General features: G+C 69.0%; 20 protein-coding genes. 9 read left to right on the forward strand and 11 right to left on the reverse strand.

The annotated features are described in order from the left end of the window. Window positions 1-53: 53 nt before the first annotated feature. From AC07Q9_RS26745 to AC07Q9_RS26780, 8 genes are all read right to left on the reverse strand, one after another. Entirely contained in the window at window positions 54-2,009 is a 1,956-nt protein-coding gene (locus tag AC07Q9_RS26745; protein WP_495312384.1) for an acyl-CoA synthetase, read from the reverse strand. A 47-nt stretch (window positions 2,010-2,056) separates the two neighbouring features. Next, the gene (locus tag AC07Q9_RS26750; RefSeq protein ID WP_495312385.1) at window positions 2,057-3,055 is read right to left on the reverse strand and encodes a Bug family tripartite tricarboxylate transporter substrate binding protein; all 999 of its coding nucleotides are present in this window, start codon (window positions 3,053-3,055) and stop codon (window positions 2,057-2,059) included. A gap of 44 nt (window positions 3,056-3,099) precedes the next feature. Further along, window positions 3,100-4,308 carry a CaiB/BaiF CoA transferase family protein gene (locus AC07Q9_RS26755; RefSeq protein WP_495312386.1) on the reverse strand — a complete coding sequence of 403 codons (1,209 nt, stop codon included), beginning with the start codon at window positions 4,306-4,308 and terminating at the stop codon, window positions 3,100-3,102. A 73-nt stretch (window positions 4,309-4,381) separates the two neighbouring features. Continuing rightward, window positions 4,382-5,197 (reverse strand): oxepin-CoA hydrolase, alternative type, encoded by an 816-nt coding sequence (locus AC07Q9_RS26760; protein ID WP_495312387.1) that lies wholly within the window; start codon window positions 5,195-5,197, stop codon window positions 4,382-4,384. Then, window positions 5,194-6,336 carry an acyl-CoA dehydrogenase family protein gene (locus AC07Q9_RS26765; RefSeq protein ID WP_495312388.1) on the reverse strand — a complete coding sequence of 381 codons (1,143 nt, stop codon included), beginning with the start codon at window positions 6,334-6,336 and terminating at the stop codon, window positions 5,194-5,196. Before AC07Q9_RS26765 ends, AC07Q9_RS26760 begins: the two co-directional genes overlap by 4 nt. 10 nt (window positions 6,337-6,346) lie before the next feature. Further along, on the reverse strand, window positions 6,347-7,555 hold the full coding sequence (locus tag AC07Q9_RS26770) for an acyl-CoA dehydrogenase family protein (RefSeq protein ID WP_062478554.1): 1,209 nt from the start codon (window positions 7,553-7,555) through the stop codon (window positions 6,347-6,349). Window positions 7,556-7,573: 18 nt separating this feature from the next. Next, window positions 7,574-8,764 (reverse strand): acetyl-CoA C-acyltransferase, encoded by a 1,191-nt coding sequence (locus AC07Q9_RS26775; protein WP_495312389.1) that lies wholly within the window; start codon window positions 8,762-8,764, stop codon window positions 7,574-7,576. Between the two features lie 31 nt (window positions 8,765-8,795). Beyond that, complete coding sequence (locus AC07Q9_RS26780) at window positions 8,796-10,931, reverse strand: 3-hydroxyacyl-CoA dehydrogenase NAD-binding domain-containing protein (protein ID WP_495312390.1); 2,136 nt, start codon at window positions 10,929-10,931, stop codon at window positions 8,796-8,798. 155 nt (window positions 10,932-11,086) lie between these two features. Between AC07Q9_RS26780 and AC07Q9_RS26785 the strand changes: the two genes are divergently transcribed. Then, window positions 11,087-12,004: a LysR family transcriptional regulator gene (locus tag AC07Q9_RS26785; protein ID WP_495312391.1), complete on the forward strand. Its 918-nt coding sequence runs from the start codon at window positions 11,087-11,089 to the stop codon at window positions 12,002-12,004. On the opposite strand, the gene AC07Q9_RS26790 is transcribed toward AC07Q9_RS26785, so the two are convergent. Together AC07Q9_RS26790 and AC07Q9_RS26795 are read right to left on the reverse strand one after the other, a co-directional pair. Further along, the gene (locus AC07Q9_RS26790; RefSeq protein ID WP_307582923.1) at window positions 11,989-12,231 is read right to left on the reverse strand and encodes a hypothetical protein; all 243 of its coding nucleotides are present in this window, start codon (window positions 12,229-12,231) and stop codon (window positions 11,989-11,991) included. The two genes, AC07Q9_RS26785 and AC07Q9_RS26790, sit on opposite strands and share 16 nt — an antisense overlap. A 47-nt stretch (window positions 12,232-12,278) precedes the next feature. After that, a complete protein-coding gene (locus AC07Q9_RS26795; RefSeq protein ID WP_070060176.1) occupies window positions 12,279-12,617 on the reverse strand; it encodes a Rieske (2Fe-2S) protein in 339 nt (112 codons plus the stop codon). 171 nt (window positions 12,618-12,788) lie between these two features. Between AC07Q9_RS26795 and AC07Q9_RS26800 the strand changes: the two genes are divergently transcribed. The 8 genes from AC07Q9_RS26800 to htpX all read left to right on the forward strand — a co-directional run bounded on the left by AC07Q9_RS26800 (window position 12,789) and on the right by htpX (window position 20,454). Continuing rightward, the gene (locus AC07Q9_RS26800; RefSeq protein WP_495312392.1) at window positions 12,789-13,532 is read left to right on the forward strand and encodes a peptidoglycan-binding protein; all 744 of its coding nucleotides are present in this window, start codon (window positions 12,789-12,791) and stop codon (window positions 13,530-13,532) included. A gap of 148 nt (window positions 13,533-13,680) precedes the next feature. Beyond that, a complete protein-coding gene (locus AC07Q9_RS26805) occupies window positions 13,681-13,890 on the forward strand; it encodes a YgaP family membrane protein (protein WP_495312393.1) in 210 nt (69 codons plus the stop codon). A gap of 3 nt (window positions 13,891-13,893) precedes the next feature. Then, window positions 13,894-14,415, forward strand: a complete 522-nt coding sequence (locus AC07Q9_RS26810) for an RNA polymerase sigma factor (protein ID WP_489059414.1) — start codon at window positions 13,894-13,896, stop codon at window positions 14,413-14,415. 38 nt (window positions 14,416-14,453) lie between these two features. Further along, entirely contained in the window at window positions 14,454-15,485 is a 1,032-nt protein-coding gene (gene pyrC / locus AC07Q9_RS26815) for a dihydroorotase (RefSeq protein WP_070060172.1), read from the forward strand. Continuing rightward, complete coding sequence (locus AC07Q9_RS26820; protein WP_495312394.1) at window positions 15,482-16,300, forward strand: NYN domain-containing protein; 819 nt, start codon at window positions 15,482-15,484, stop codon at window positions 16,298-16,300. Before pyrC ends, AC07Q9_RS26820 begins: the two co-directional genes overlap by 4 nt. Then, window positions 16,276-17,061 (forward strand): DUF3025 domain-containing protein, encoded by a 786-nt coding sequence (locus AC07Q9_RS26825; RefSeq protein ID WP_489059410.1) that lies wholly within the window; start codon window positions 16,276-16,278, stop codon window positions 17,059-17,061. The genes AC07Q9_RS26820 and AC07Q9_RS26825 overlap by 25 nt, the downstream gene beginning before the upstream one ends. 105 nt (window positions 17,062-17,166) lie before the next feature. After that, window positions 17,167-19,422 carry an IgaA/UmoB family intracellular growth attenuator gene (locus AC07Q9_RS26830; RefSeq protein ID WP_495312395.1) on the forward strand — a complete coding sequence of 752 codons (2,256 nt, stop codon included), beginning with the start codon at window positions 17,167-17,169 and terminating at the stop codon, window positions 19,420-19,422. 159 nt (window positions 19,423-19,581) lie between these two features. Further along, entirely contained in the window at window positions 19,582-20,454 is an 873-nt protein-coding gene (gene htpX, locus AC07Q9_RS26835) for a protease HtpX (protein WP_139701422.1), read from the forward strand. Between the two features lie 226 nt (window positions 20,455-20,680). Here the strand turns inward: htpX and AC07Q9_RS26840 are convergent. Further along, a partial coding sequence (locus tag AC07Q9_RS26840; RefSeq protein ID WP_495312396.1) for a hypothetical protein occupies window positions 20,681-20,945 on the reverse strand: 265 nt, incomplete at its 5' end.

Genomic DNA, 20,945 nt, shown 5'->3' on the forward strand with positions numbered 1-20,945 from the left:
GGTTTGTCTCCCGTTCGGTTTCAGAAAATCGTGTCGAAGAAGAAGCAGGTGGGTCACTTCAGCGCGATGCGCGTCTTGAAGGGCAGCGGCTCCAGGGCCTTCTGCAGCCGCTCCTGCAGTGCCGTGGCTTGTGCGCCCGTTGCGGCGGCGTCGATCTGCACATGCACGAGGCTTTCGCCTTCGGTGCTCACTGCCGGCCGGGCTGCATCGCCCACGCCGAGTGCGGCGCAGACCTCGGCGACCGTGGCCGCCACCACCTGCCGCGCGGCCATGGCGCGCAGTTCGGGCTTGTAGATCTTGCCGACGTTGGTCATCGGCATCGTGGCGATCACCGACACCCACTTGGGGCGGGCGGGCGCCTCGTCGACGCGCGCAGAAGTGAAGGCCAGCAGCTCGTCCTCGGTGGCCGAGGCGCCGGGCACCAGCGTCGCGAAGATCACGGGCAGCTCGCCCGCGTAGGCGTCGGGCGCACCGACCGCAGCGCACAGCTGCACGGCCGGGTGCGCGCCCAGCGCGTCCTCGATGGTCTTGGGGTCGATGTTGTGGCCGCTGCGGATGATCAGGTCCTTCGAGCGGCCCGTGAGGTGCAGCCGCTCTTCGGCGTCCATCCAGCCCAGGTCGCCGGTGGCGAGCCAGCCGTCGGCGGTGAAGGCCTTGGCGTTGTCGGCCGGATCGACGAAGCCCGAGAACACGTTGGGCGACTTGAACAGCACCATGCCGGTCTCGCCCTGCGCCACTTCGCGGTCGCTGGCGTTGCCGTTCTCGTCGAGCGCCACGATGCGCACCTGCGCATACGGCAGCCGAAAGCCGACGCAGCCCGCGGGGCCGTTCACGCCGGGCGGCGTGATGGTCGAGATGCCGGCCATCTCGGTCATGCCCAGGCTCTCGTGCACGTGCAGGCCGAACAGCCGCTCGAAGCGCGCGGCCAGCTCGGGCGCGAGCACGGCGGCGCCGGTGCGGCAGTAGGTGATGGAGGAGATGTCGGCGCCGTCCAGCGGCACGTTGGCCAGCGCGGCCAGCACCGTGGGCACGGCGGACAGCGAGGTCGGGCGGTACTTCTCGACCAGCTTCCAGTAGTTGGCCAGCACCTCCTTGTTGCGCAGCAGCGAGGGCGTCGGAATGATCACCTCCACGCCCGCCGACAGCGACGAGAGCGAGGCCGGCAGCACGCCCGCCACATGGAACAGCGGGTAGCCGTTGATCGAGATGCCCTGTTCGTTCATGCCCGCCAGCTGCACGCTGGCCCAGGCGGTGAACACCTGCGCGCCGTGGCTGTGGCGCGCGAGCTTGGGCGCGCCCGTGGTGCCGCCGGTGTGGAAGTAGGCGGCGATGTCGGTGGGCGCGATGTCGCGGCCGCTCACGAGGCGGTCGCTCGGTTGCGCGGCGCGCAGCACGTCGAACTCGGCCACACCTTCGGGCAACGCACCTGCAGCACCCGGCGCTTCGTCGTGCGGCGCCACGCGCAGCACGGTGGTGAGCGTGGGCACCTGGCCGCGCAGGCGCATCGCCTTCGACCACATGCCCGATTCCGCGTCCGAGCCGTAGGCGATCAGCACCTTGGCGCGCGCTGCGGTCATCAGTGCGACCAGCTTCTCGTCGGTGAGCAGCGGGTTCAGCGGCTGCACGATGCCGGCGGCCTCGCCGCCCCACAGCGCCAGGTGGTACTCGAGGCAACCGGGCAGCAGCACCGCCACAGCATCGTCAGGCCCCACGCCCAGCGTGTGCAGCAGGTTCGCGGTCTGGTGGATGCCCGCGAGCAGCTGCGCGTACGACCAGCGGATGGGTTCATCCGCCGGGTTGCCGCTGCGCAGGAAGGTCAGCGCGGTCTTGTCGCCGAAGGCCGCGCCGGAGTTGCGGAAGAGCTCGTAGGTGCTGCGCACCGTGAGCGCTTCGTCGAGCGGCGTTTCTTCCAGCCGCCGGATGTCGGCGAGACCGCGTACCGGAAACAGGGGGCGGAACGGCGCGCTGGCCGTTCCCGTGGGGTTGTTCTTGTCGTTGCCTGTTGTCATGTTGTCTCCTTGAGGGGGTCTTGCCGGCTGCGGACGGAGGCCGTGTCTTACTGGTTCGTGATCTTGTTGTCGCGAATGACCTTGCCCCAGCGCTCGAAGTCCTGGCGCATGCGCGTGGCGGTCTGCTCCGGCGTGCCGTAGGCCGCGAAGGAGCCCACGCTCTGCAGCTTCTCGCCGACTTCCTTGTCGGCCAGCGCCTTCTTCAGCTCGGCGCTCATGCGGTCGACCACGGCCTGCGGCGTGCCGGCCGGGGCCAGCAGCCCGCCCCACGAGGTGGCGTCGAAGCCGGGGAAGCCCTGCTCGGCCACGGTCTTCACATCGGGCAGCAGGCTCACGCGCTTGCCGGAGCCCACGGCGATCGGGCGCAGCGTGCCGGCGCGGATGTGCGGGATCACGGCCACGAGGTCGGAGAACATTGCGGGCACCTGGCCGCCGATGAGGTCGGTCACGGCCGGTGCGCTGCCGCGGTAGGGCACGTGCTGCATCTCGAACTTGCCGATGTTCTTCAGCTGCTCGGTCGTCAGGTGGCCGAAGCTGCCGGCGCCGGCGGTCGTGTAGTTGAGCTTGCCGCCGTCGGCCTTGGCCTTGGTGATCAGGTCCTGCAGGCCGTTCACGCCGGGCAGCACCTTCGGGTTCACCACCATCACGATCGGCAGGTCGTACACGGTGCCCACGGGCGTGAAGTTCTTGAAGATGTCGTAGGGCACGGTGCCGTACAGGTGCGAGGCCAGCAGCGTCGGCGTGGCCAGCATCACGAAGGTGTAGCCGTCGGGTGCGGCCTTGGCCGCAAAGGCCGCGCCGATGGTGCCCGAGGCGCCGCTGCGGTTGTCGACCAGGATGTTCTGCTTGAGCGCGAGCGACATCTTCTGCGCCACGATGCGCGAGGCCACGTCGGTCGGGCCGCCGGGCGGGAAGGGCACGACCAGCGTGATCGGCTTGGTCGGCCAGGCCTGGGCGAAGGCGCTGCCGGCCAGCAGGGGAAGGGCCAGCGCGAGCAGGGCGCGGCGCACGGGGTTGCGGGGGGTACGGAGGAACGGGAAGGCCATGGATTTCTCTGCAGGGATGCGGGCGTTGTCTTCGCGTGGTGCGATCAGACGACGCCATTCGTTTTCAGCGCTGCCAGCTTTTCATCCGACAGGCCGAGCAGGGACTTCAGCACGTCGTGCGTGCCTTCGCCCAAAGTGGGCGGCGCGCTGCGCACGGGCAGGCGCTCGCCATCGAAACGGTAGGGCGGCGCCAGCACATGGACCTCGCCGGCCACCGGGTGCGGCTGCTTGGTCACCAGGCCGGCGTCGGTCGCGCGCGGGGAGTTCAGCGCCTCCAGCAGGCCCAGCACTTCGCCGCAGGGAATGCCCGAGGCGTTGAGCTTCTCGAGCAGCGCGGCGCGCGGGCGCTTCGCGAGTTCGGCGTTCAGCTCGGGCAGCAGCGCCGCGCGGTTGGCCGAGCGCAGGATGTTGGTCTTGAAGCGCTCGTCGGCCGCGAGGTCGGGGCGCTCGATCACCTCGGTGCAGAAGCGCATGAACTGGGCGTTGTTGCCCACGGTGATCACCAGCGGGCCGTCGGCCGCGTCGAACACGCCGTAGGGCACGATCGACGGGTGCGAGTTGCCATAACGCGGCGGGTCTTCGCCCATCAGCAGCGCTTCGAGGCCGTAGTAGGCGGTGATCATCAGGCCGCAGTCGAACAGCGCCATCTCGATGTGGCGGCCGGTGCCGGTCTTCTCGCGCTGGTAGAGCGCGGCCAGCACGGCCTGCGCCGAGTACATGCCGGTGAACAGGTCGACGGCGGCCACGCCGAATTTCAGCGGCGGCTGGTTGGCTTCGCCGTTGAGTGCCATCAGGCCGGCCTCGCCCTGCACCACGAGGTCGTAGCCGGGGCGCGCGGCCTCGGGGCCGGTGCGGTCGTAGCCCGAGATCGAGCAGTAGATGAGGCCCGGGTTGTCCTTGCGCAGCTGTTCGTAGCCCAGGCCCAGCTTGTCGATGCCGCCGAACTTGAAGTTCTGCAGCACCACGTCGCACTGCTTGGCGAGGTCGCGTGCGATCTGCTGGCCTTCGGGCGTCTGCAGGTCGAGCGTGACGGAGCGCTTGTTGCGGTTCACGCTGTTGAAGTAGGCGGTCTCGGTCTTGCCCACGCGCAGGCCCCAGTCGCGCGTGTCGTCGCCGCGGCCCGGGTGCTCGACCTTGATCACCTCGGCGCCCATGTCGGCCAGCACCATGCCGCACCACGGGCCGGCAAGGATGCGGGACAGATCGAGGACGCGCACGCCGGCGAGCGGCAGCGAGGAATTCAGCGAGGGCATGGGAACAACTCCAGGAAAACGAAAGACCCCCGCATCTGCATCGGCATGCACACGCGGGGAGGGGCTCGGCGCGTCAGGACGCGTCGGGCTGGGGTGCGTGGCGCAACGCGACGAAGTCGGCCTTGCGCTTGCCGAGGAAGGCGCCGATGCCTTCGGCGGCTTCGGCATCGGCCTGCGACGCCACCATGTAGACCGCTTCGGCCTCGAGTTGTTCCTCGAGCGTTGCACGATGGGCCTGGCGGCACAGCGTCTTGATGCGTGCGCTCGCGCGCTGCGGGCCGTTGGCCACCTTGGCGGCGAGTGCGATGGCTTCGGCCAGCGCGCCGCCCTTGTCGGTCAGGCGGTTCACCGCGCCCATCGCGTGCAGGCGCTCGGCCGTGAGGCGGTCTCCGGTGAGGCACAGCTCGGTGAGCAGCTGGCGCGAGACGAACTCCGCGAGGAAGGCCGTGGCGCCGCCGTCGGGCGTGAGGCCGACCTTGACGTAGGCCACCGTGTAGAACGCATCGCGCGCCGACACCAGCATGTCGCAGGCCAGCGCCATCGACAGGCCCGCGCCGGCCGCGCCGCCTTCGACCGCCGCGATCACGGGCTTGCCGCAGTCGCGGATCGCGCGGATCAGGTCGTGCAGGCCTTCGAGCTTTTCGCGGCGTTCGGCCTCGGGCAGTTCGCGGCGCTTGGCCAGCAGGTTCAGGTCGCCGCCCGAGCAGAAGAAGTCGCCCGCGCCGGTGAAGACGATGGCGCCCACCTCGGGGTCGTTCTGCGCGTCGGTGAGCGCGGCCGAGAGTTCGACGTACAGCGTCGGCGTGATTGCGTTGCGCGCGGCCGGGTTGCTGTTGGTCAGGATGCGGACCGAGCCTTCCTGCGAGATGAGGACGGTATTGTCCGTCATGCTGCGACCTCTTTGCCCAGAGCGATGTAGCGCTGCAGGTGGTGGTCTTCGTCGCCGAGCTGGTGGTCGATCATCACGAGGCGCTTGGCGTAGTGGGGCAGCGGCAGCTCCCAGGTCATGCCGATGCCGCCGTGCATCTGGATGCTCTCTTCCGCTACCAGCGCGCCGATGCGGCCGATGCTGAACTTGGCGGCCGACAGCGCGCGCTCGCGCGCCACGCGGTCGCTGCCGTCGATGGCGGCTGCGGCGTTGATCACGGCCGAGCGGGCCTGTTCGATCTCGAGCAGCAGGTCGGCCATGCGGTGCTGCAGGGCCTGGAAGCTGCCGATGAGGATGCCGAACTGCTTGCGCGTGCGCAGGTACTCGAGCGTGGCGGTCTTGGCGGCTTCCATGGCGCCCAGGGCTTCGGCGCACAGCGCGAGTACGCCGCGGCCGATGGCGCGTTCCAGCGTGGCGGCGCCCTGGCCTTCGGCGCCCAGCAGCGCGTCGGCGCCGAGCGTCACGCTGTCGAGCGTGAGTTCGGCCACGCGGCCCCCGTCGATCGCGGGGCAGCCGCGCACGGTGAGGCCGGCGGTCTTGGCGGGCACGAGGAACAGGGAGATGCCGGCTTCGTCATCGACGTTGCCCGAGGTGCGGGCCGACACGAGGAACAGGTCGGCCTGCTCGCCTTGCGGCACCACGGCCTTGGCACCCTTGAGCACCCAGCCGTCGCCGCTGCGTTCGGCCTTCGTTGCGACGCGCGTGCGTTCGTAGTGCGTGTCGGCTTCGTCGTGTGCAAAGGCCGCCACGGTGGCGCCGTTGACGATGTCGCCGATCTTTTCTTTCTGCGCGTCGCTGCCGGCGACGCTGATCGCCTCGCCGACCATCACGGCGCCCAGCAGCGGTTCGACCACGAGGCCGCGGCCCAGTGCTTCGAAGACCACGGCAATGTCGAAGCCGCTGCCGCCGAAGCCGCCGTCGGCTTCGCTGAACAGCGCGCCGATCACGCCGAGCTCGGCGAAGTTCTGGAAGATCTCCTTGCTGAAACCGTGTGCCGACTTCGCGATGCGGTCGCGCGCATCGAAGGCGTACTGCTCGGCGATGAAGCGGTTCAGGCTGTCGGCGAGCATGCGCCGGTCTTCGGTGTGTGCGAAGTTCATTCCGTTCCCCTTAAAGACCCAGAATCATTTTGGAAATGATGTTCTTCTGGATTTCGTTCGAGCCGCCGAAGATCGACAGCTTGCGGTTGTTGAAGTAGCGCGACGCGGCGGCCTTGGCATAGGCCGGGCCGAAGGTCTCGCCGGTGAAGCCGTCCTGCAGCGCTTCGGCGACGAAGGGGCGGCCGTACACGCCCATGGCGCGACGGGCGAGCGACGAGATCTCTTGACGAATTTCCGTGCCGCGAATCTTCAGCATCGAGCTTTCCGCGCCGGGCACGCCGCCGCCGGCCACCGCCGCGATCACGCGCAGGTTGGTGGTCTTCATGTTCTCCAGGTCGATCTCGACACGCGCCAGGCGTGCGGCAAAGGCCGGGTCGTCCGCCAGCGGCTTGCCGTTCTTGGTCTGCGAGGCGGCGATGCCCTTGAGCTGTTCGAGCGCGGCCACCGAGAAGCCCACGCCCGCGATGTTGGTGCGTTCGTAGGTCAGCAGGTACTTGGCGCAGGTCCAGCCCTTGTTCTCTTCGCCCACGAGGTTCTCGGCCGGCACGCGCACGTCGGAGAAGAACACCTCGTTGACCTCATGCTCGCCGTCGAGCGTGATGATCGGGCGCACTTCCACGCCGGGCGAGGTCATGTCGACCAGCAGGAAGCTGATGCCTTCCTGCTTCTTCGCCTCGCGGTTGGTGCGCACCAGGCAGAAGATCATGTTGGCGTGCTGGCCCAGCGTGGTCCAGGTCTTCTGGCCGTTCACGATGTAGTGGTCGCCCTGCGCGTCGATGCCGCGCACGGCCGTGGTCTTCACCGCGGCCAGGTCGGAGCCCGCGCCGGGTTCCGAGTAGCCCTGGCACCACCAGTCGGCACCGCTCAGGATGCGCGGCAGCCAGTAGCTCTTTTGCGCTTCGTTGCCGTACTTGATGAGCACCGGGCCCAGCATGTTGACGCCGAAGGGCACGATGCGCGGCGCGAAGGCCAGGGCGCATTCGTTCTCGAAGATGAACTTCTCGACCGCGGTCCAGCCGGGGCCGCCGTACTGCTCGGGCCAGTGGTTGGCGAGCCAGCCGCGCTCGTTCAGGATGGCGTGCCATTCCTGCATGTCGGCCTTTTCCAGGATCTTGCCGCTGCGCACCTTGTCGGACAGCCGCGCGGGCAGCTTGTTCGCCAGGAAGGTGCGCACTTCGCTGCGGAAGGCTTCTTCTTCGGTCGTGAAGTTCAGGTCCATCGCGGACTCCTCAATGAATCAGTAAATTTCGAACAGGCCGGCCGCGCCCATGCCGCCGGCGATGCACATCGTGACCACGGCGTACTTGGCGCCGCGGCGCTTGCCTTCGAGCAGCACGTGGCCCGTGAGGCGCGCGCCGGTCATGCCGAAGGGGTGGCCGATGGAGATCGCGCCGCCGTTCACGTTCAGGCGTTCCGACGGAATGCCCAGCTTCTCCTGGCAGTAGATCGACTGCGAGGCGAAGGCTTCGTTGAGTTCCCACAGGTCGATGTCCTGCACCTTCAGGCCGTGGCGCGCGAGCAGCTTGGGCACGGCGAAGACCGGGCCGATGCCCATCTCGTCGGGCTCGCAGCCGGCCAGCGCCAGGCCGCGGAAGGCGCCCAGCGGCTTCAGGTTGGCGCGTTCGGCGTCCCTGGCTTCCATCATCACGCAGGCCGAGGCGCCGTCGGACAGCTGCGAGGCGTTGCCGGCGGTGATGAACTTGTCGTCGCCCATCACGGGCTTGAGCTTGGCCAGCGCCTCGTAGGTGGTGCCGCGGCGGTTGCAGTTGTCTTCCGTGGCGGTGACTTCGCGGTGGGTGACCTCCTTGGTCTCCTTGTCGGTCACGGCCATCGTGGTGGTGCAGGCCACGATCTCGTCCTTGTAGCGGCCGGCCAGCTGCGCTTCTTCGGTCTTGCGCTGGCTCTCGGCGGAGAAGCGGTCTTGTGCTTCGCGGCTGATGTTGTAGCGCTTGGCCACGATGTCGGCGGTGTCGATCATCGCCATGTACAGCTCGGGCTTGTGCTCGACGATCCACGGGTCCAGGCTGAGGTCGCCACCGTCGCCGGGGCTGCGGCCGCGGATCTGCGAGATGCTTTCCACGCCGCCCGCGATCATGGCCGGCGCGCCGTCCACCACGATGCGGCCGGCGGCCATGGCGATGGCCTGCAGGCCCGAGGCGCAGAAGCGGTTCACGGTGGTGCCGGCGATGCTGATCGGCAGGCCCGAGCGGATGATCGACTGGCGCGCGATGTTGCGGCCGGTGGTGCCTTCGGGGTAGCCGCAGCCGAGGATCGCGTCCTCGATCAGCGCTGGGTCCAGGCCCGAGCGCTCGACCGCGGCCTTCACCGCGAACGAGGCCAGCGTGGCGCCGGAGGTGATGTTGAATTCGCCGCGGTGCGCCTTGGTGAGCGGGGTGCGGGCGGTAGAAACGATGACGGCTTCACGCATGGGTTGTCTCCTGGACGGTGGGCTCTAACGGTTACTCGGATTGATTCAGGCTGGCGAAATCGGCGCCGCGTTCGACCAGCTCCACGAGCAGCGGCGACGGCTTCCAGAAGATCGGATCGGCCTTGGCGAACTCGCGGATGTCGGCGAGCACCTTGGGCAGGCCCACGGTGTCGGCGTACTTCATGGGGCCGCCGCGGTGGCGCGGGAAGCCGTAGCCGTAGAGGAAGGTCACGTCCACGTCGAGCGGGCGCAGCGCGATGCGCTGGAGCACGACATTGGCGCCTTCGTTGACCATGGCGGCCATGTAGCGGCGCATGATTTCTTCTTCGGTGAAGGTGCGCGGCGTGATGCCGGCGCGCACGCGCTCGGCGTCGATGATGGCCAGCACCTCGGGGTCGGGCACGCCGGTGCGCGCGCCTTCGGGGTACAGGTAGTAGCCGCGCTGCGTCTTCTGGCCGAACCAGCCGCGCTCGCAGATGCGGTCGGCCACCTGCACGTAGCGCGCCTGCGGGTCGCGCGTGGCGGCCTTGCGCTTGCGCGTGGCCCAGCCGATGTCGCCGCCGGCCAGGTCGGACACCTGGAACGGGCCCATCGGGTAGCCGAAGTTGCGCACGGCCGCGTCGATGTCGTAGGGCGAGGCGCCGTCTTCCATCATGTGGTCGGCGGCCTGGCGGTACACGGCCAGGATGCGGTTGCCGATGAAGCCGTCGCACACGCCGGCGCGCACGGGCACCTTCTTGAGCTTCTTGGCGAGTTCGAAGCCGGTGGCGACCACGTCGGCGCTCACCTTGGCGGGCACCACGATCTCCAGCAGCTTCATGATGTTGGCGGGCGAGAAGAAGTGCAGGCCCACCACGTCCTGCGGGCGCGAGATGCTGGCGGCGATCTCGTCGATGTCCAGGTACGAGGTGTTGGTGGCGAGCACGGCGCCCTTCTTGCACACGCGGTCGAGTTCGGCGAACACGGCCTTCTTGACGCCCATCTCCTCGAACACGGCCTCGACCACGATGTCGACATTCGCGAACGCGTCGTAGCTGGTCGAGCCCGAGAAGCGCGCCATGACGGCGGCCTTGGCCTCGGGCGTCATGCGGCCCTTGGCGATGAGGCCGTCGTACACCTTCTCGACGTGGGCACGGCCGCGCGCGAGGCTGGGCTCGTCGCGCTCGACCATGGTCACGGGCAGGCCCGCATCCAACATGGCCACGGCGATGCCCGCACCCATGGTGCCGCCGCCCACGATGCCGGCCGAGGTGAGTGCGCGCGGGCTGGCTGAGCGGGTCTCGGGCGCCTTCAGCACTTCGCGCTCGGCGAAGAAGGCGTGGATCAGGCCGGCGCGCTGCGGGCTGTCGATGCACTGCAGGAACAGCTTGCGTTCGAGCGCCATGCCTTCGTCGAAAGGCAGCGTGAGCGCGCCTTCGACCGCTTCGACGATCTTCATCGGCGAGAACAGGCCGCGGCTCTTCTTGGCGGTGTCGGCGCGCGCGGCCTCGAGGGCGGCGCGGGCGGCATCCTTGTCGGCCAGGCCGGCGGCGTCGCGCGTGCGGCGCACGGGGGCGTTGGCGGCGACCAGTTCCTGCGCGTAGGCGAGGCCTTCGGCGCGGGCGTCGGCTTCGGCGCCGAGGCGGTCGACGAGGCCGAGCGTCAGCGCTTCCTTGGCGCCCGCATGGCGGCCGCTGAGCATCAGTTCGAGCGCGGGCTTGACGCCGATGAGGCGCGGCGCGCGCTGCGTGCCGCCCGAGCCGGGCAGCAGGCCCAGCGCCACCTCGGGCAGGCCCAGCTTGGCGGTGGGCGCGGCGAGGCGGTAGTGCGCCGACAGCGCAATCTCCAGCCCGCCGCCGAGCGCGGCGCCGTGAATGGCGGCGACCACCGGCTTGGTGCAGTTCTCGATCTTCAAGCAGACCTCGGGCAGCGAGGGCTGCTGCGGCGCCTGGCCGAACTCGCGGATGTCCGCGCCGGCGATGAAGTTGCGGCCCGCGCCGACGATCAGCACGGCCTTGGCGCCGCTGTCGGCCTCGGCCGCGTCGATGGCGGCGGCCAGGCCGCGGCGCACGTCCACGCCCAGGGCGTTGACAGGCGGGTTGTCGATGGTCACCACGCACACGTCGCCTTGACGCTGGAAGGTGACGGGACCGTTGGACGTGGAAGGGCTGGGAGTGGGGGTGGCCATGTGCGTGTCGCTTGTCTCTTGCTTGCGTGGCAGGCCCTCGTGAAGCCGAGGGGTCCGGGGCTCTGGGGAGCCCTGCATTCTTGGCCGGCATCGCTGCTTTGACAATTGCATAGGTGGTTGACAGACTGTCAAAGAATTTTTGACACAATCCGGCCATGGACCTGCAATCGCTCACCCTGCTGGTAGAAATCCTTGACGCGGGCAACCTGAGCGCGGCGGCGCGCCGGCTCAAGATGACCCGCGCCAACGTCAGCTACCACCTGAACCAGCTGGAGCGCTCGGTGGGCGCGCAGCTGATCCGGCGCACCACCCGGCGCGCCGAGCCCACGGAGATCGGCCTGCGGCTGTACCAGCACGGCGTGGCCATCCAGGGCGAGCTGCTGGCGGCGCGCGAGTCGGTCACCGCGCTGGGCGAGGGCCTGCAGGGCCGCGTGCGCCTGAGCGTGCCCAGCGGCTACGGCCAGCTCGTGATGGCCGACTGGCTCATCGACTTCAAGCGCCAGTACCCCGGCATCGTGCTCGACGTGGTGTTCGAAAACCGCATCGAAGACCTGCTGCGCGACGAGGTCGACATCGCCATCCGCGTGATTCCCGAGCCGCCGCAGAACCTCGTGGCGCGCGAGATGGGGCCGGTGCGCTACGTGGCCTGCGCCACGCGCGCGTACGCCGAGCGCCACCCGTTGCCCGTGCAGCTGGACGCGCTGCGCGCCACGCCGGTGGTCACGGCCGCCGTCATCGGACGGCAGCTGCGCATCTCGGCCTACCAGGGCGAGACGCGGCGCGAGGTGATCCTGGAGCCGACGCTGATCTCGGAAAACTTTTTATTCCTGCGCCAGGCCATCCTCGCGGGCCTGGGCGTGGGCCTCGTGCCCGACTACGTGGTGCAGGAAGACGTGCGCCGCGGCGACGTGGTGACCACGCTGGACGACTGGCGCCTGTCGATCTTCGGCACCCAGATGTTCATGCTCTACATGCCGAACCGCCAGCACACGCGGGCGATCCGGACGTTCATCGATTTCATCCTGGCGCGGGTGCGGCCGGAAGAAGCCGAAGACGCTCAGTCGCAGCGGTAGACGACTTCGCCTGCCGGCACACCCTCTGCCGGCACCTCCGACAGCGTGCTGCTCAAAAAGCGCATCGGCGCGCCGAAGTTGCGGCAGTAGTTCTCGGCGTCCTGCGCCGTGGGCGACTTGAACACGCCGTCGGCCAGGAAGGTGACGCGCGGCGCGGGGCGCGAGACGCAGCCCGCGCCGATGAGCAGGGCCGGAACGAGGACGGAGAAAGCAGCGAATCGGCGCATGGGGCAGGGCGGAGAGAAGAGGCCGCGACTGTAGCCGCTCGACGGCGTCAGTCGGCCAGCCACACGCTGCCGTCCGCCGCCTCGCGCAGCGCCAGCGGCGTGAGGCGCGCACCGCGGCAGGGGCCGCCCACGCAGCGCCCGGTGTCGGGCTCGAAGATCGCGCCGTGCCGCGCGCACATCAGGTAGCGCCCGGAGCTTTCGAGGATCTGCCCTTCGAAATCGAGCGGGCCGCCGGCGTGCGGGCACTGGTTCAGGTAGCCGTGCACGGCGCCCTGCCAGCGCACCGCGAAGGCCGGCGCGCCGCCGGGCGCGGTGAACAGGGCCGCGAGGCCGCCGTCGGCGAGTTCGGTGGCGATGGGCTGGGCGGTCGGGGCGGGCGCGGTCATGGGGAGCGAGCCTACCAAGGCCAAGGTCCATCGCTCGGGGGCGAACCCCTGTGTCATCACATGTTCTGGCTATGTCCTCCGACCAATAGACGCAGGGGCGTGCCGTTTTCACAATGCATCCGCTCGCTTTCATTCGTCCGTGCATCCTTGTGTCAAGGGGGATTCCCACCGATGAGCACGCTGAAACAGGGCTGGCGCGGGGCCGATGTCCGTCGCCTGCAGGAGGCCCTGAACCGCAAGCTGCAACCCAGCCCCGCCCTCGTACCCGATGGCGACTACGGCCCCGTCACCCGGGCGGCCGTGCTGCGCTTGCAGGCCGCGCACTGGCTGTGCGAGGACGGCGAGGCCGGCCCCTGCACCCGCAACGTGGCCTTCGACAACGAAACCCACGCGCCGCTGCTGCACCCCGTGGCGCTGATCCCGCAGCCTGCGCCCGCGCTGTGCTGGGCGGCGGCCACAGCGATGCTCACGCGCGCCACCGTGCAGACCGTGGTCGCGCGCACGCCCTGCGAGCTGATGGGCGCCGACGGTGCCTTGCGCCGCTGCGTGGACAGCGACCGCCATGCGCAGGGCAGCCGCGATGACGATGACGACAACCGCCGCTTCGCCGCCGCGCACGGCCTCACGCTGCGGACCCACGGTCCGTGGACCGTCGCCGCACTGCGCACCGCGCTGCACGCCGGGCCGCTGATGTTCGACCTGCGCTGGGGCGCCAAGGGCGGCGCGCCCGCCGGCCAGCCGGGCCACATGGTCGTGCTCGCGGGCATCCGCGGCGACAACGACCCCGGCGGGGGCGGCACCACGCTGCGCCTGTTCGACCCCTGGCCGCCGGGCCGGGGCGCGCGCAGCTCGACCAGCCACGTGCGCTGGATGCAGGCCGTGGCGGACCGCATCTGCGGGGTGTTCCAGCGGTAGCTGTGTCGGCTGCGGATGCGCGTGGCCGCAAGGGCATGAAAAAATCCTGACTTTCCGCGAACCGTTTCGGCGGGTGGCCGCCTCTTTCCAAGCGGGAGGGGCGCTCTGCTCCTCCGCATTCACACGTCACGGATCGAAGGAAACCACCATGCTCTACGTCAAGAACCTCCCCGGCTGGGAACGCGCCCTGCGCATCGCCCTGGGTCTCATCGGCCTCGCCTTCGCCGCCCTGAACTGGCCGGCGGACGCCATGGCCGTCGCGGTCGGCCTCATGGGCGCGATGCTGGCCCTCACCGGACTCGTCGGCTTCTGCCCGATGTGCGCGATGGTCGGGCGCAGGCTCGACAAGGGCCGCTGACCCATGGCCCCCGCAGCGATCGACCGCACCTGCCTGATCCTGGCTGCGCAGACCGGCGACCCTGTCGCCATCGAGGGCCTGCTCGCCGCCTGCCAGACCGACGCGCGTCGCTACGCCCGCCGGCACTGCCAGGCCAGCGACGTGGACGACGCCGTGCAGGAGTCGCTGCTCGTGGTCGCGCGCCGGGTGCGCGGGCTGCAGGCGGCTGCGGCGTTCTCGTCGTGGCTGTTCACCGTCATCCGGCGCGAATGCCTGCGCCTGCAGCGCGCGATGTTCCGCCACGACCCGCTCGACGAAGACGTGGTCGAACGCCAGCTCGCGGCCCGCAGCGACGATGCGCTGCGCATCGACCTGGCCAACGCGCTCGAATCGCTGCCGGCGCATTACCGCGAGGTCGTGCTGCTGCGCGACTTCGAGGAACTCACCATTGCCGAGATCGCCGAGCGCCTGGGCGAGCCGCCGGGCGCCGTGAAGAGCCGGCTGCACCGGGCGCGCCTGCTGGTGCGCGAATACCTGCTGGGGTAGGGCCCGTCTCAGGGGGCGATGCGACAATTGCGCCCGCCATGACAGACACCCTCACGATCACCCGCCCAGACGACTGGCACCTGCACGTGCGCGATGGCGCCGCCCTCGAAGCCGTCGTGCCCCACAGCGCCCGCCAGTTCGGCCGCGCGCTGATCATGCCGAACCTGCGTCCGCCCGTGACCACCGCCGCCCAGGCCGTGGCCTACCGCGACCGCATCCGCGCCGCCGTGCCCGCGGGCACGTCCTTCGAGCCCGTGATGTCGCTCTACCTGACCGACAAGCTGCCGCCCGAAGAAATCGCGCTGGCCGCCGAAGCCGGCGTGCGCGCGCTCAAGCTCTACCCGGCCGGCGCCACCACCAACAGCGATGCCGGCGTGACCGACATCCGCAAGACCTACAAGACGCTCGAGGCCATGCAGAAGCACGGCCTGCTGCTGCTGGTGCACGGCGAAGTGACCGACCCGGCCATCGACCTGTTCGACCGCGAAGCCGTGTTTGTCGACCGCGTGATGATTCCGCTGCGCCGCGACTTCCCCGAACTCAAGGTGGTGTTCGAGCACCTCACCACCAAGGAAGGCGCCCACTACGTGCGCGACGCCGACCGCTTCACGGCCGCCACCATCACGGCGCACCACCTGCTGTACAACCGCAACGCCATCTTCACCGGCGGCATCCGCCCGCACTACTACTGCCTGCCCGTGCTCAAGCGCGAGACGCACCGCGTGGCGCTGGTCGAGGCCGCCACCAGCGGCAGCGACCGCTTCTTCCTGGGCACCGACAGCGCGCCGCACCCCGCGCACCTGAAGGAGCACGCACTGGGCTGCGCCGGCTGCTACACCGCGCTCACCGCCATCGAGCTGTACGCCGAGGCCTTCGACAGCGTGAACGCGCTCGACAAGCTCGAAGGCTTCGCCAGCTTCCACGGCCCGGACTTCTACGACCTGCCGCGCCACACCGACACCATCACGCTGAAGCGCGAAACCTGGACCCTGCCCGAGACCGTGCCCTACGGCGAAGCCACGCTCAAGCCGCTGCGCGGTGGCGAGACGGTGAACTGGAAGCTCGCATGACGGCGCCGGTGCCCCTGTCGTCGCTGCGCGTGATGCTGCTGATCGACGCCGACAACGTCTCGGCCGACGTGATCGAGCAGGCCGTGCAGCGCACGATGGAGGACTACGGCGCCATCCACGTGCGCCGCGCCTACTGCAACGCCGAGATGGCCGTGAACCGTCAGGCGCTGTTCAAGCGGCTGTCGGTGCGGCCCATGGTGAACCTGTCGGCGGGCAAGAACAGCACCGACATCGCGCTGGCCGTCGACGCCATCGACCTCGTGATCGCCGAGCGGCCCGACGTAGTGGTGCTGGTGTCGTCCGACTCCGACTTCGCGCCGCTCGTGATCCGCCTGCGCGAAAAGGGCTGCCGCGTCTGCGGCATCGGCCAGCAGGGCAAGACCGGCGAAGAGACCGTCGGCATCTACGACAGCTTCATCGACCTCGCGCACCACGGCATCAAGCCGGCCGTGCGCACCGCGCCGGCCAAGAAGGTGGCGGCTGCGAAGAAGACGCCGGCCGCGAAGACGGCCCCCGCGAAGAAGGCTGCGGCCAAGACCGCACGCAAGACGACGGCGAAAGTGGCCAAGCCGGTGGCACCACCACCGCCCCAGCAGCCTGAAATCTCCGAAGCCGCCGAGTTCATCCTGCAAGCCGTGCCCGCGCTGCGCCGCGGCACCGACGTGCCGCTCAACGACGTGGCCAAGGCCCTGCGCACCGCCGGCCTGCTCAGCAAGAGCGGCAGCTCGCTCAAGCTGTTCGACAAGCTCACGGGCGAGTTCGCGGTGATGCAGCATCCCGACCGCATCCGATGGACGGGGGCGCCCGCGCCTTGAGCCCGGGCCTGCCGGCGGTCGCGGCCATCGATTGGGCCGCACCCTGGCTGGCGCCGTACCGTGATCCCGGCGAAGCCGTGGCGCGGGCCGTTGCACACAGCGGCACCGTCGCCGCCGCGCTGCAGATGGCCAAGCCACCCACCGTGCCCGACTTCGTCACGCAGGACGCGCTGCCCGAGGGTCAGGCCTACGAGGCCCACATCTTCCGCACGCGCACCGTGCCCACGCGCGACAACCTGCACGACTTCTTCAACGGCCTCGTCTGGCTGGCTTTCCCTGAAACCAAGCGCCGGCTCAATGAACTGCAGGCCGCCGAGATCGCACGCGCCGGCGTCGGCGCCACGCGCGGGCCGCTGCGCGATGCGCTCACGCTGTTCGACGAGAACGGTGCGGTGCTCGATGCGCCGCCTGCGCTGTGGGAGGCGCTGGTGGCGCGCGACTGGCAGGCGTTGTTCGTCACGCAGCGCAGCCTGTGGCATGAGGCCCGCCTGCTGCTCTTCGGCCACGCGCTGCTCGAAAAATTGGTGACGCCGCGCAAGCCGATCACCGCGCATGTGCTGCTGACACACCGTGCGACCGGCGCCGCAGCCCTCGACGATGCGGCAATCGCCCGGAACATCGGTGCGAAAAGGCTCGAAGCCAAGCCTTTCGTGCCCCTGCCGGTGCTCGGCGTGCCCGGTTGGTGCATCGAGAATGACGCGGCTTCGTTCTACGCCGACCCGCAGGTCTTTCGACCGTTGCCGGGCTCGTCGGCAGGCTGAAGCCACGCCAGCACGCACGGGTTCGGGAGGGCCCTCGGCTGGCGGTCGCATCGCGCGCAAGTGCGCGCGACGTACGTCAAAAAAATCAGGGAGGTTCAAAAAAAGATGGACACCGTCCTCATCGTTCTCAAGCTCGGGCTGGTTCTCTACGGGATCTACAGCTTCATCACCTACATGTCGCGGCGCTCCGAGAACCGGAATGCCCTGAAAGACTTTCGCAGCAGCTCGCCGGTGCTGCGCAGCATCACCGACGAAGAAAAATCGGCGCTGCAACCCTTTCTCATGGGGCAGGGCCTCGTGATCGGCGACAACGTGCACGAGCTCGACGGCGCGTTCGTGCGCCACGGCCTCCAAACGCAAGGCGCGACCACGCTGCACGACACCCTCGGCGATGTCGACGTGCTGCTGCCCTACGACGCCATCCACTACGTCGAGGCGTACAACGAGGCGCAGGTGGTGTTGTCCGGCAAGTGCGCGGTGGTGATCCGCCTGAACGGCTTCGAACTGCTTGAAGGCCGGGCGCGCGCGCAGCGCCAGCAGGCACAAGACCAACAATGGCAGCGCGGCGAGCTCGGCGCGCTGTCGTCGCTCGATGAGACCGTGGCGGCCGAAGTGGCGACTGGCGCGGCGGTGCCTGAAGCCGTGGTGGCATCGATCGCGACCGACCCGAATGCGCGCTACCAGCGCGGCGAGGTCGACATCCTGAGCCAGCGCACCGAAACGCCCGAGGAGGTCGAGAGCCGCATCGGGCGCGGCGGGTGGGCCTCGGCCTTCGCGTGGCTTCTGGCGTTCGTGCTGTTATGGGTCGCCACCTGGGACGCCACGCGCGCGGCGAGTTTCTATCTGCTGGGCGCAGGCATGCTCGCGGGCGTGTGGGCCGCGTGGCTGTTCGTGCGCAAGCCGCCGGCCACGGCGCCGGAGCGGGAGCCGCAACCGGTGAACCGCGTGCGCGGCATGCTCAACCAGATTTCGGTGACGAATGCCGGCAATACCTCGGTCCAGACCGTGGGTCTGTTCATCGGCGACAAGCTGAGCCTGGTGCTGCCTTCGCACTGGCGCAACGCAGCCACGGTGGTGCACGGCGAGGTGATCGAGGCCGAACTGCGCACCAGCGACTACAGCGCAGTGGGCTTCGGCCCCAAGTGGTCGGTGAGCGATGAATGGCGGCGTTTCCAGCCCGTGTACTGGGGACGGCACCTGCTGCATCTGATCATCGGCTTGCTCGCTGCAGGTGCGGTCGCGCTGTCGGTGCCGAACCTGCGCAGCGAGGCCGCATTGGCCGCGCAGTGGGTCATGAATGGCAACGACACCGCCGCGTATGTCGACGTCGGGCAGCTGGCCGACAATCCGCCGCCCTGGGGCAGCCGCGCGCGCATGGCAGGCGAAGGCCGGTGCGAGATCGACCTGAGCGGCCGTGCCGGCGTGCCCGCCACCGATTGCACCCTGGTGCGCTGGAACGGCACCGCGCCCGTCATTCCTTCACTGGACATTCCGCAGACCGTGCTGGCGCTCGCCAGCCCCCACTTCATTCGTGTGTCCGAGGACTACACGATGTCCAGCCTGATCGAGGTGCAGCGGCTTCTGCAGGGCGGACGGGTGGACGACAGGCTCGCGGCCTACAGCGCGCGCGAGCGCACGCTGTGGATCGCGCGGGGTTTCGACCAGTCGGTGGCGGCGATCGAGGCCGCCTGCAAGGACGCCGATGGCCTGTCGCCCTCCGCCTGCGAGAGCCTGCAGCGCGACCTCGTGCGCACCATCGACGCCACCGTCAACAAGGACGGCGTCGACGTGCCCGTGATCACCTGGCAGGCGTTGGCCGCGAGCGTGGCGACGGGCCAGGAGAACGCATCCCTGAGGCTGTCGCAACAACAGCTGGCGTCTGTCCGGCGTGCGTTGCAACAAGCCGTCGACAGTGCGGTGGCTGCGAAGATCGAGACGGCGCGCGCCGCCATCGTGCCCGCCAAGGGCGGCGTGCTGCTGGCGTCTGCCACGCGCATCGTGGACACGCCGGCGCAGCCCGGCAAGGCCGAAGATGGCGAGAGCACCCCGCTCGCCCGCTGGACCCGCCTGCAGCTCAACGCCACACCAGACAGCCTGAAACCCTTCACCCTCGAAGGCCTCGTGACCGCCAGCGGCAAGGACACCACCGGCACGCCGTGGGTGCGCGTCGACCCGAGCCTCGATGCCTCGCGCATGACCGCGGCGGGCGCGCACGCGCTGTGGTGGCTGTTCGCCGTGGGACTGGTGCTGGTCAACGGCGTGCTGTTCGGGCTGCGCTGGACGCAAGACAGCCGCCGCCGCGACCGCCTTGAGGCCGACATCGCCACCCGCCCCGCGCCGGGCACCGGCGGCCTTTTCTGACAGGCCTTGACTCCTGCGGGGAATATCGGGGCGCCAGAACTTTTGCTCCTATCATGGCTCCACCGGAAGCAACACCGAGGGCCTCCCCGTCGCGCGCGGCTTGAAGAGGGCCCCGGGGCCCTTATCTAAGGGGGCAGATTTCCCCACGGAGAATTCAACTTGAAACGTATCCTTCTGTTTGTCCTGACCAACGTGATGGTCGTCGCGGTGCTCGGCGTGGTCGCCAGTCTGCTCGGCGTCAACCGCTTTCTCACGGCCAACGGGCTCAACCTGACGGCGCTGCTCGGCTTCGCGCTGGTCATGGGTTTCGGCGGCGCGATCATCTCGCTGCTCATCAGCAAGCCCATGGCCAAGTGGACGGCCGGCCTGCGCATGATCGACAACCCCCAGTCGCCCGACGAGGCCTGGATCGTCGGCACCGTGCGCAAGTTCGCCGACAAGGCCGGCATCGGCATGCCCGAGGTCGGCATCTTCGAAGGCGAGCCCAATGCCTTCGCCACCGGCGCGTTCAAGAACTCGTCGCTCGTGGCCGTGTCCACCGGCCTGCTGCAGGGCATGACGCGCGAAGAAGTCGAGGCCGTCATCGGCCACGAAGTCGCGCACATCGCCAACGGCGACATGGTCACGATGACGCTGATCCAGGGCGTGATGAACACCTTCGTCGTGTTCCTCTCGCGCGTGATCGGCTACGCGGTCGACAGCTTCCTGCGCCGCGGCGACGACCGCTCGTCGGGCCCCGGCATCGGCTACTACGTGAGCACCATCGTGCTGGACATCGTGCTCGGCTTCGCCGCCGCGATGGTGGTGGCCTGGTTCTCGCGCCAGCGCGAGTTCCGCGCCGACGCCGGTGCCGCCGCACTCATGGGCAACCGCCAGCCGATGATGAACGCGCTCGCGCGCCTGGGCGGCCTGCCGGCCGGCGAACTGCCCAAGGCCGTGGAAGCCATGGGCATCACGGGCGCGATGGGCAAGCTGTTTGCCACGCACCCGCCGATCGAAGAGCGCATCGCGGCGCTGCAGAACGCGCGCTGAGCCCACTGCAGAAGGCGGCCAACGCCGTCGCCCATGAAAAAAGCCGCCACAGTGATGTGGCGGCTTTTTTCGTTGGGGCCGGCCTGATCTAGCTGTTGCACAAGACCTCTCTCAGGGAAAGTGAAACCCTTGAGGGATGCCAAAAAATCGCGACTATACGAACCTTCGTCGTACCCCTTCCTCGATGGCGTGGTTGATCAGGACGCGCGCAGTTCATCAGGGACGCCTAGACCAGCTCCTGAAACATCAAAGCAAACTCACGCAGCAAGTGGAGGTAGTCGAGAGGGAGCTTGCAGCGATCGATGCCGTGATCCCCTTTCACGAAGTGAAAGTTGATGCGGCGGGTATCGTGGGCGTTCAGCCGAGGAGCAAGCGACTTGTGCCTCATGGGCAAATGACCAAGGTGATCATTCGCTGTTGGATTCCGCCAATCTCTGACCCTAGATTTCCGTCGAATACTGACCCACCCGCTTTGTGAGCCTGAAGGCTTC

The organism is Variovorax sp. GW821-FHT09A10, from assembly GCF_059418385.1.

Coding starts and splice junctions, on each gene's coding strand:
- AC07Q9_RS26745 (WP_495312384.1), bottom strand. CDS start 2,009: ATGACAACAGGCAACGACAAGAACAACCCCACGGGAACGGCCAGCGCG.
- AC07Q9_RS26750 (WP_495312385.1), bottom strand. CDS start 3,055: ATGGCCTTCCCGTTCCTCCGTACCCCCCGCAACCCCGTGCGCCGCGCC.
- AC07Q9_RS26755 (WP_495312386.1), bottom strand. CDS start 4,308: ATGCCCTCGCTGAATTCCTCGCTGCCGCTCGCCGGCGTGCGCGTCCTC.
- AC07Q9_RS26760 (WP_495312387.1), bottom strand. CDS start 5,197: ATGACGGACAATACCGTCCTCATCTCGCAGGAAGGCTCGGTCCGCATC.
- AC07Q9_RS26765 (WP_495312388.1), bottom strand. CDS start 6,336: ATGAACTTCGCACACACCGAAGACCGGCGCATGCTCGCCGACAGCCTG.
- AC07Q9_RS26770 (WP_062478554.1), bottom strand. CDS start 7,555: ATGGACCTGAACTTCACGACCGAAGAAGAAGCCTTCCGCAGCGAAGTG.
- AC07Q9_RS26775 (WP_495312389.1), bottom strand. CDS start 8,764: ATGCGTGAAGCCGTCATCGTTTCTACCGCCCGCACCCCGCTCACCAAG.
- AC07Q9_RS26780 (WP_495312390.1), bottom strand. CDS start 10,931: ATGGCCACCCCCACTCCCAGCCCTTCCACGTCCAACGGTCCCGTCACC.
- AC07Q9_RS26785 (WP_495312391.1), top strand. CDS start 11,087: ATGGACCTGCAATCGCTCACCCTGCTGGTAGAAATCCTTGACGCGGGC.
- AC07Q9_RS26790 (WP_307582923.1), bottom strand. CDS start 12,231: ATGCGCCGATTCGCTGCTTTCTCCGTCCTCGTTCCGGCCCTGCTCATC.
- AC07Q9_RS26795 (WP_070060176.1), bottom strand. CDS start 12,617: ATGACCGCGCCCGCCCCGACCGCCCAGCCCATCGCCACCGAACTCGCC.
- AC07Q9_RS26800 (WP_495312392.1), top strand. CDS start 12,789: ATGAGCACGCTGAAACAGGGCTGGCGCGGGGCCGATGTCCGTCGCCTG.
- AC07Q9_RS26805 (WP_495312393.1), top strand. CDS start 13,681: ATGCTCTACGTCAAGAACCTCCCCGGCTGGGAACGCGCCCTGCGCATC.
- AC07Q9_RS26810 (WP_489059414.1), top strand. CDS start 13,894: ATGGCCCCCGCAGCGATCGACCGCACCTGCCTGATCCTGGCTGCGCAG.
- pyrC (WP_070060172.1), top strand. CDS start 14,454: ATGACAGACACCCTCACGATCACCCGCCCAGACGACTGGCACCTGCAC.
- AC07Q9_RS26820 (WP_495312394.1), top strand. CDS start 15,482: ATGACGGCGCCGGTGCCCCTGTCGTCGCTGCGCGTGATGCTGCTGATC.
- AC07Q9_RS26825 (WP_489059410.1), top strand. CDS start 16,276: ATGGACGGGGGCGCCCGCGCCTTGAGCCCGGGCCTGCCGGCGGTCGCG.
- AC07Q9_RS26830 (WP_495312395.1), top strand. CDS start 17,167: ATGGACACCGTCCTCATCGTTCTCAAGCTCGGGCTGGTTCTCTACGGG.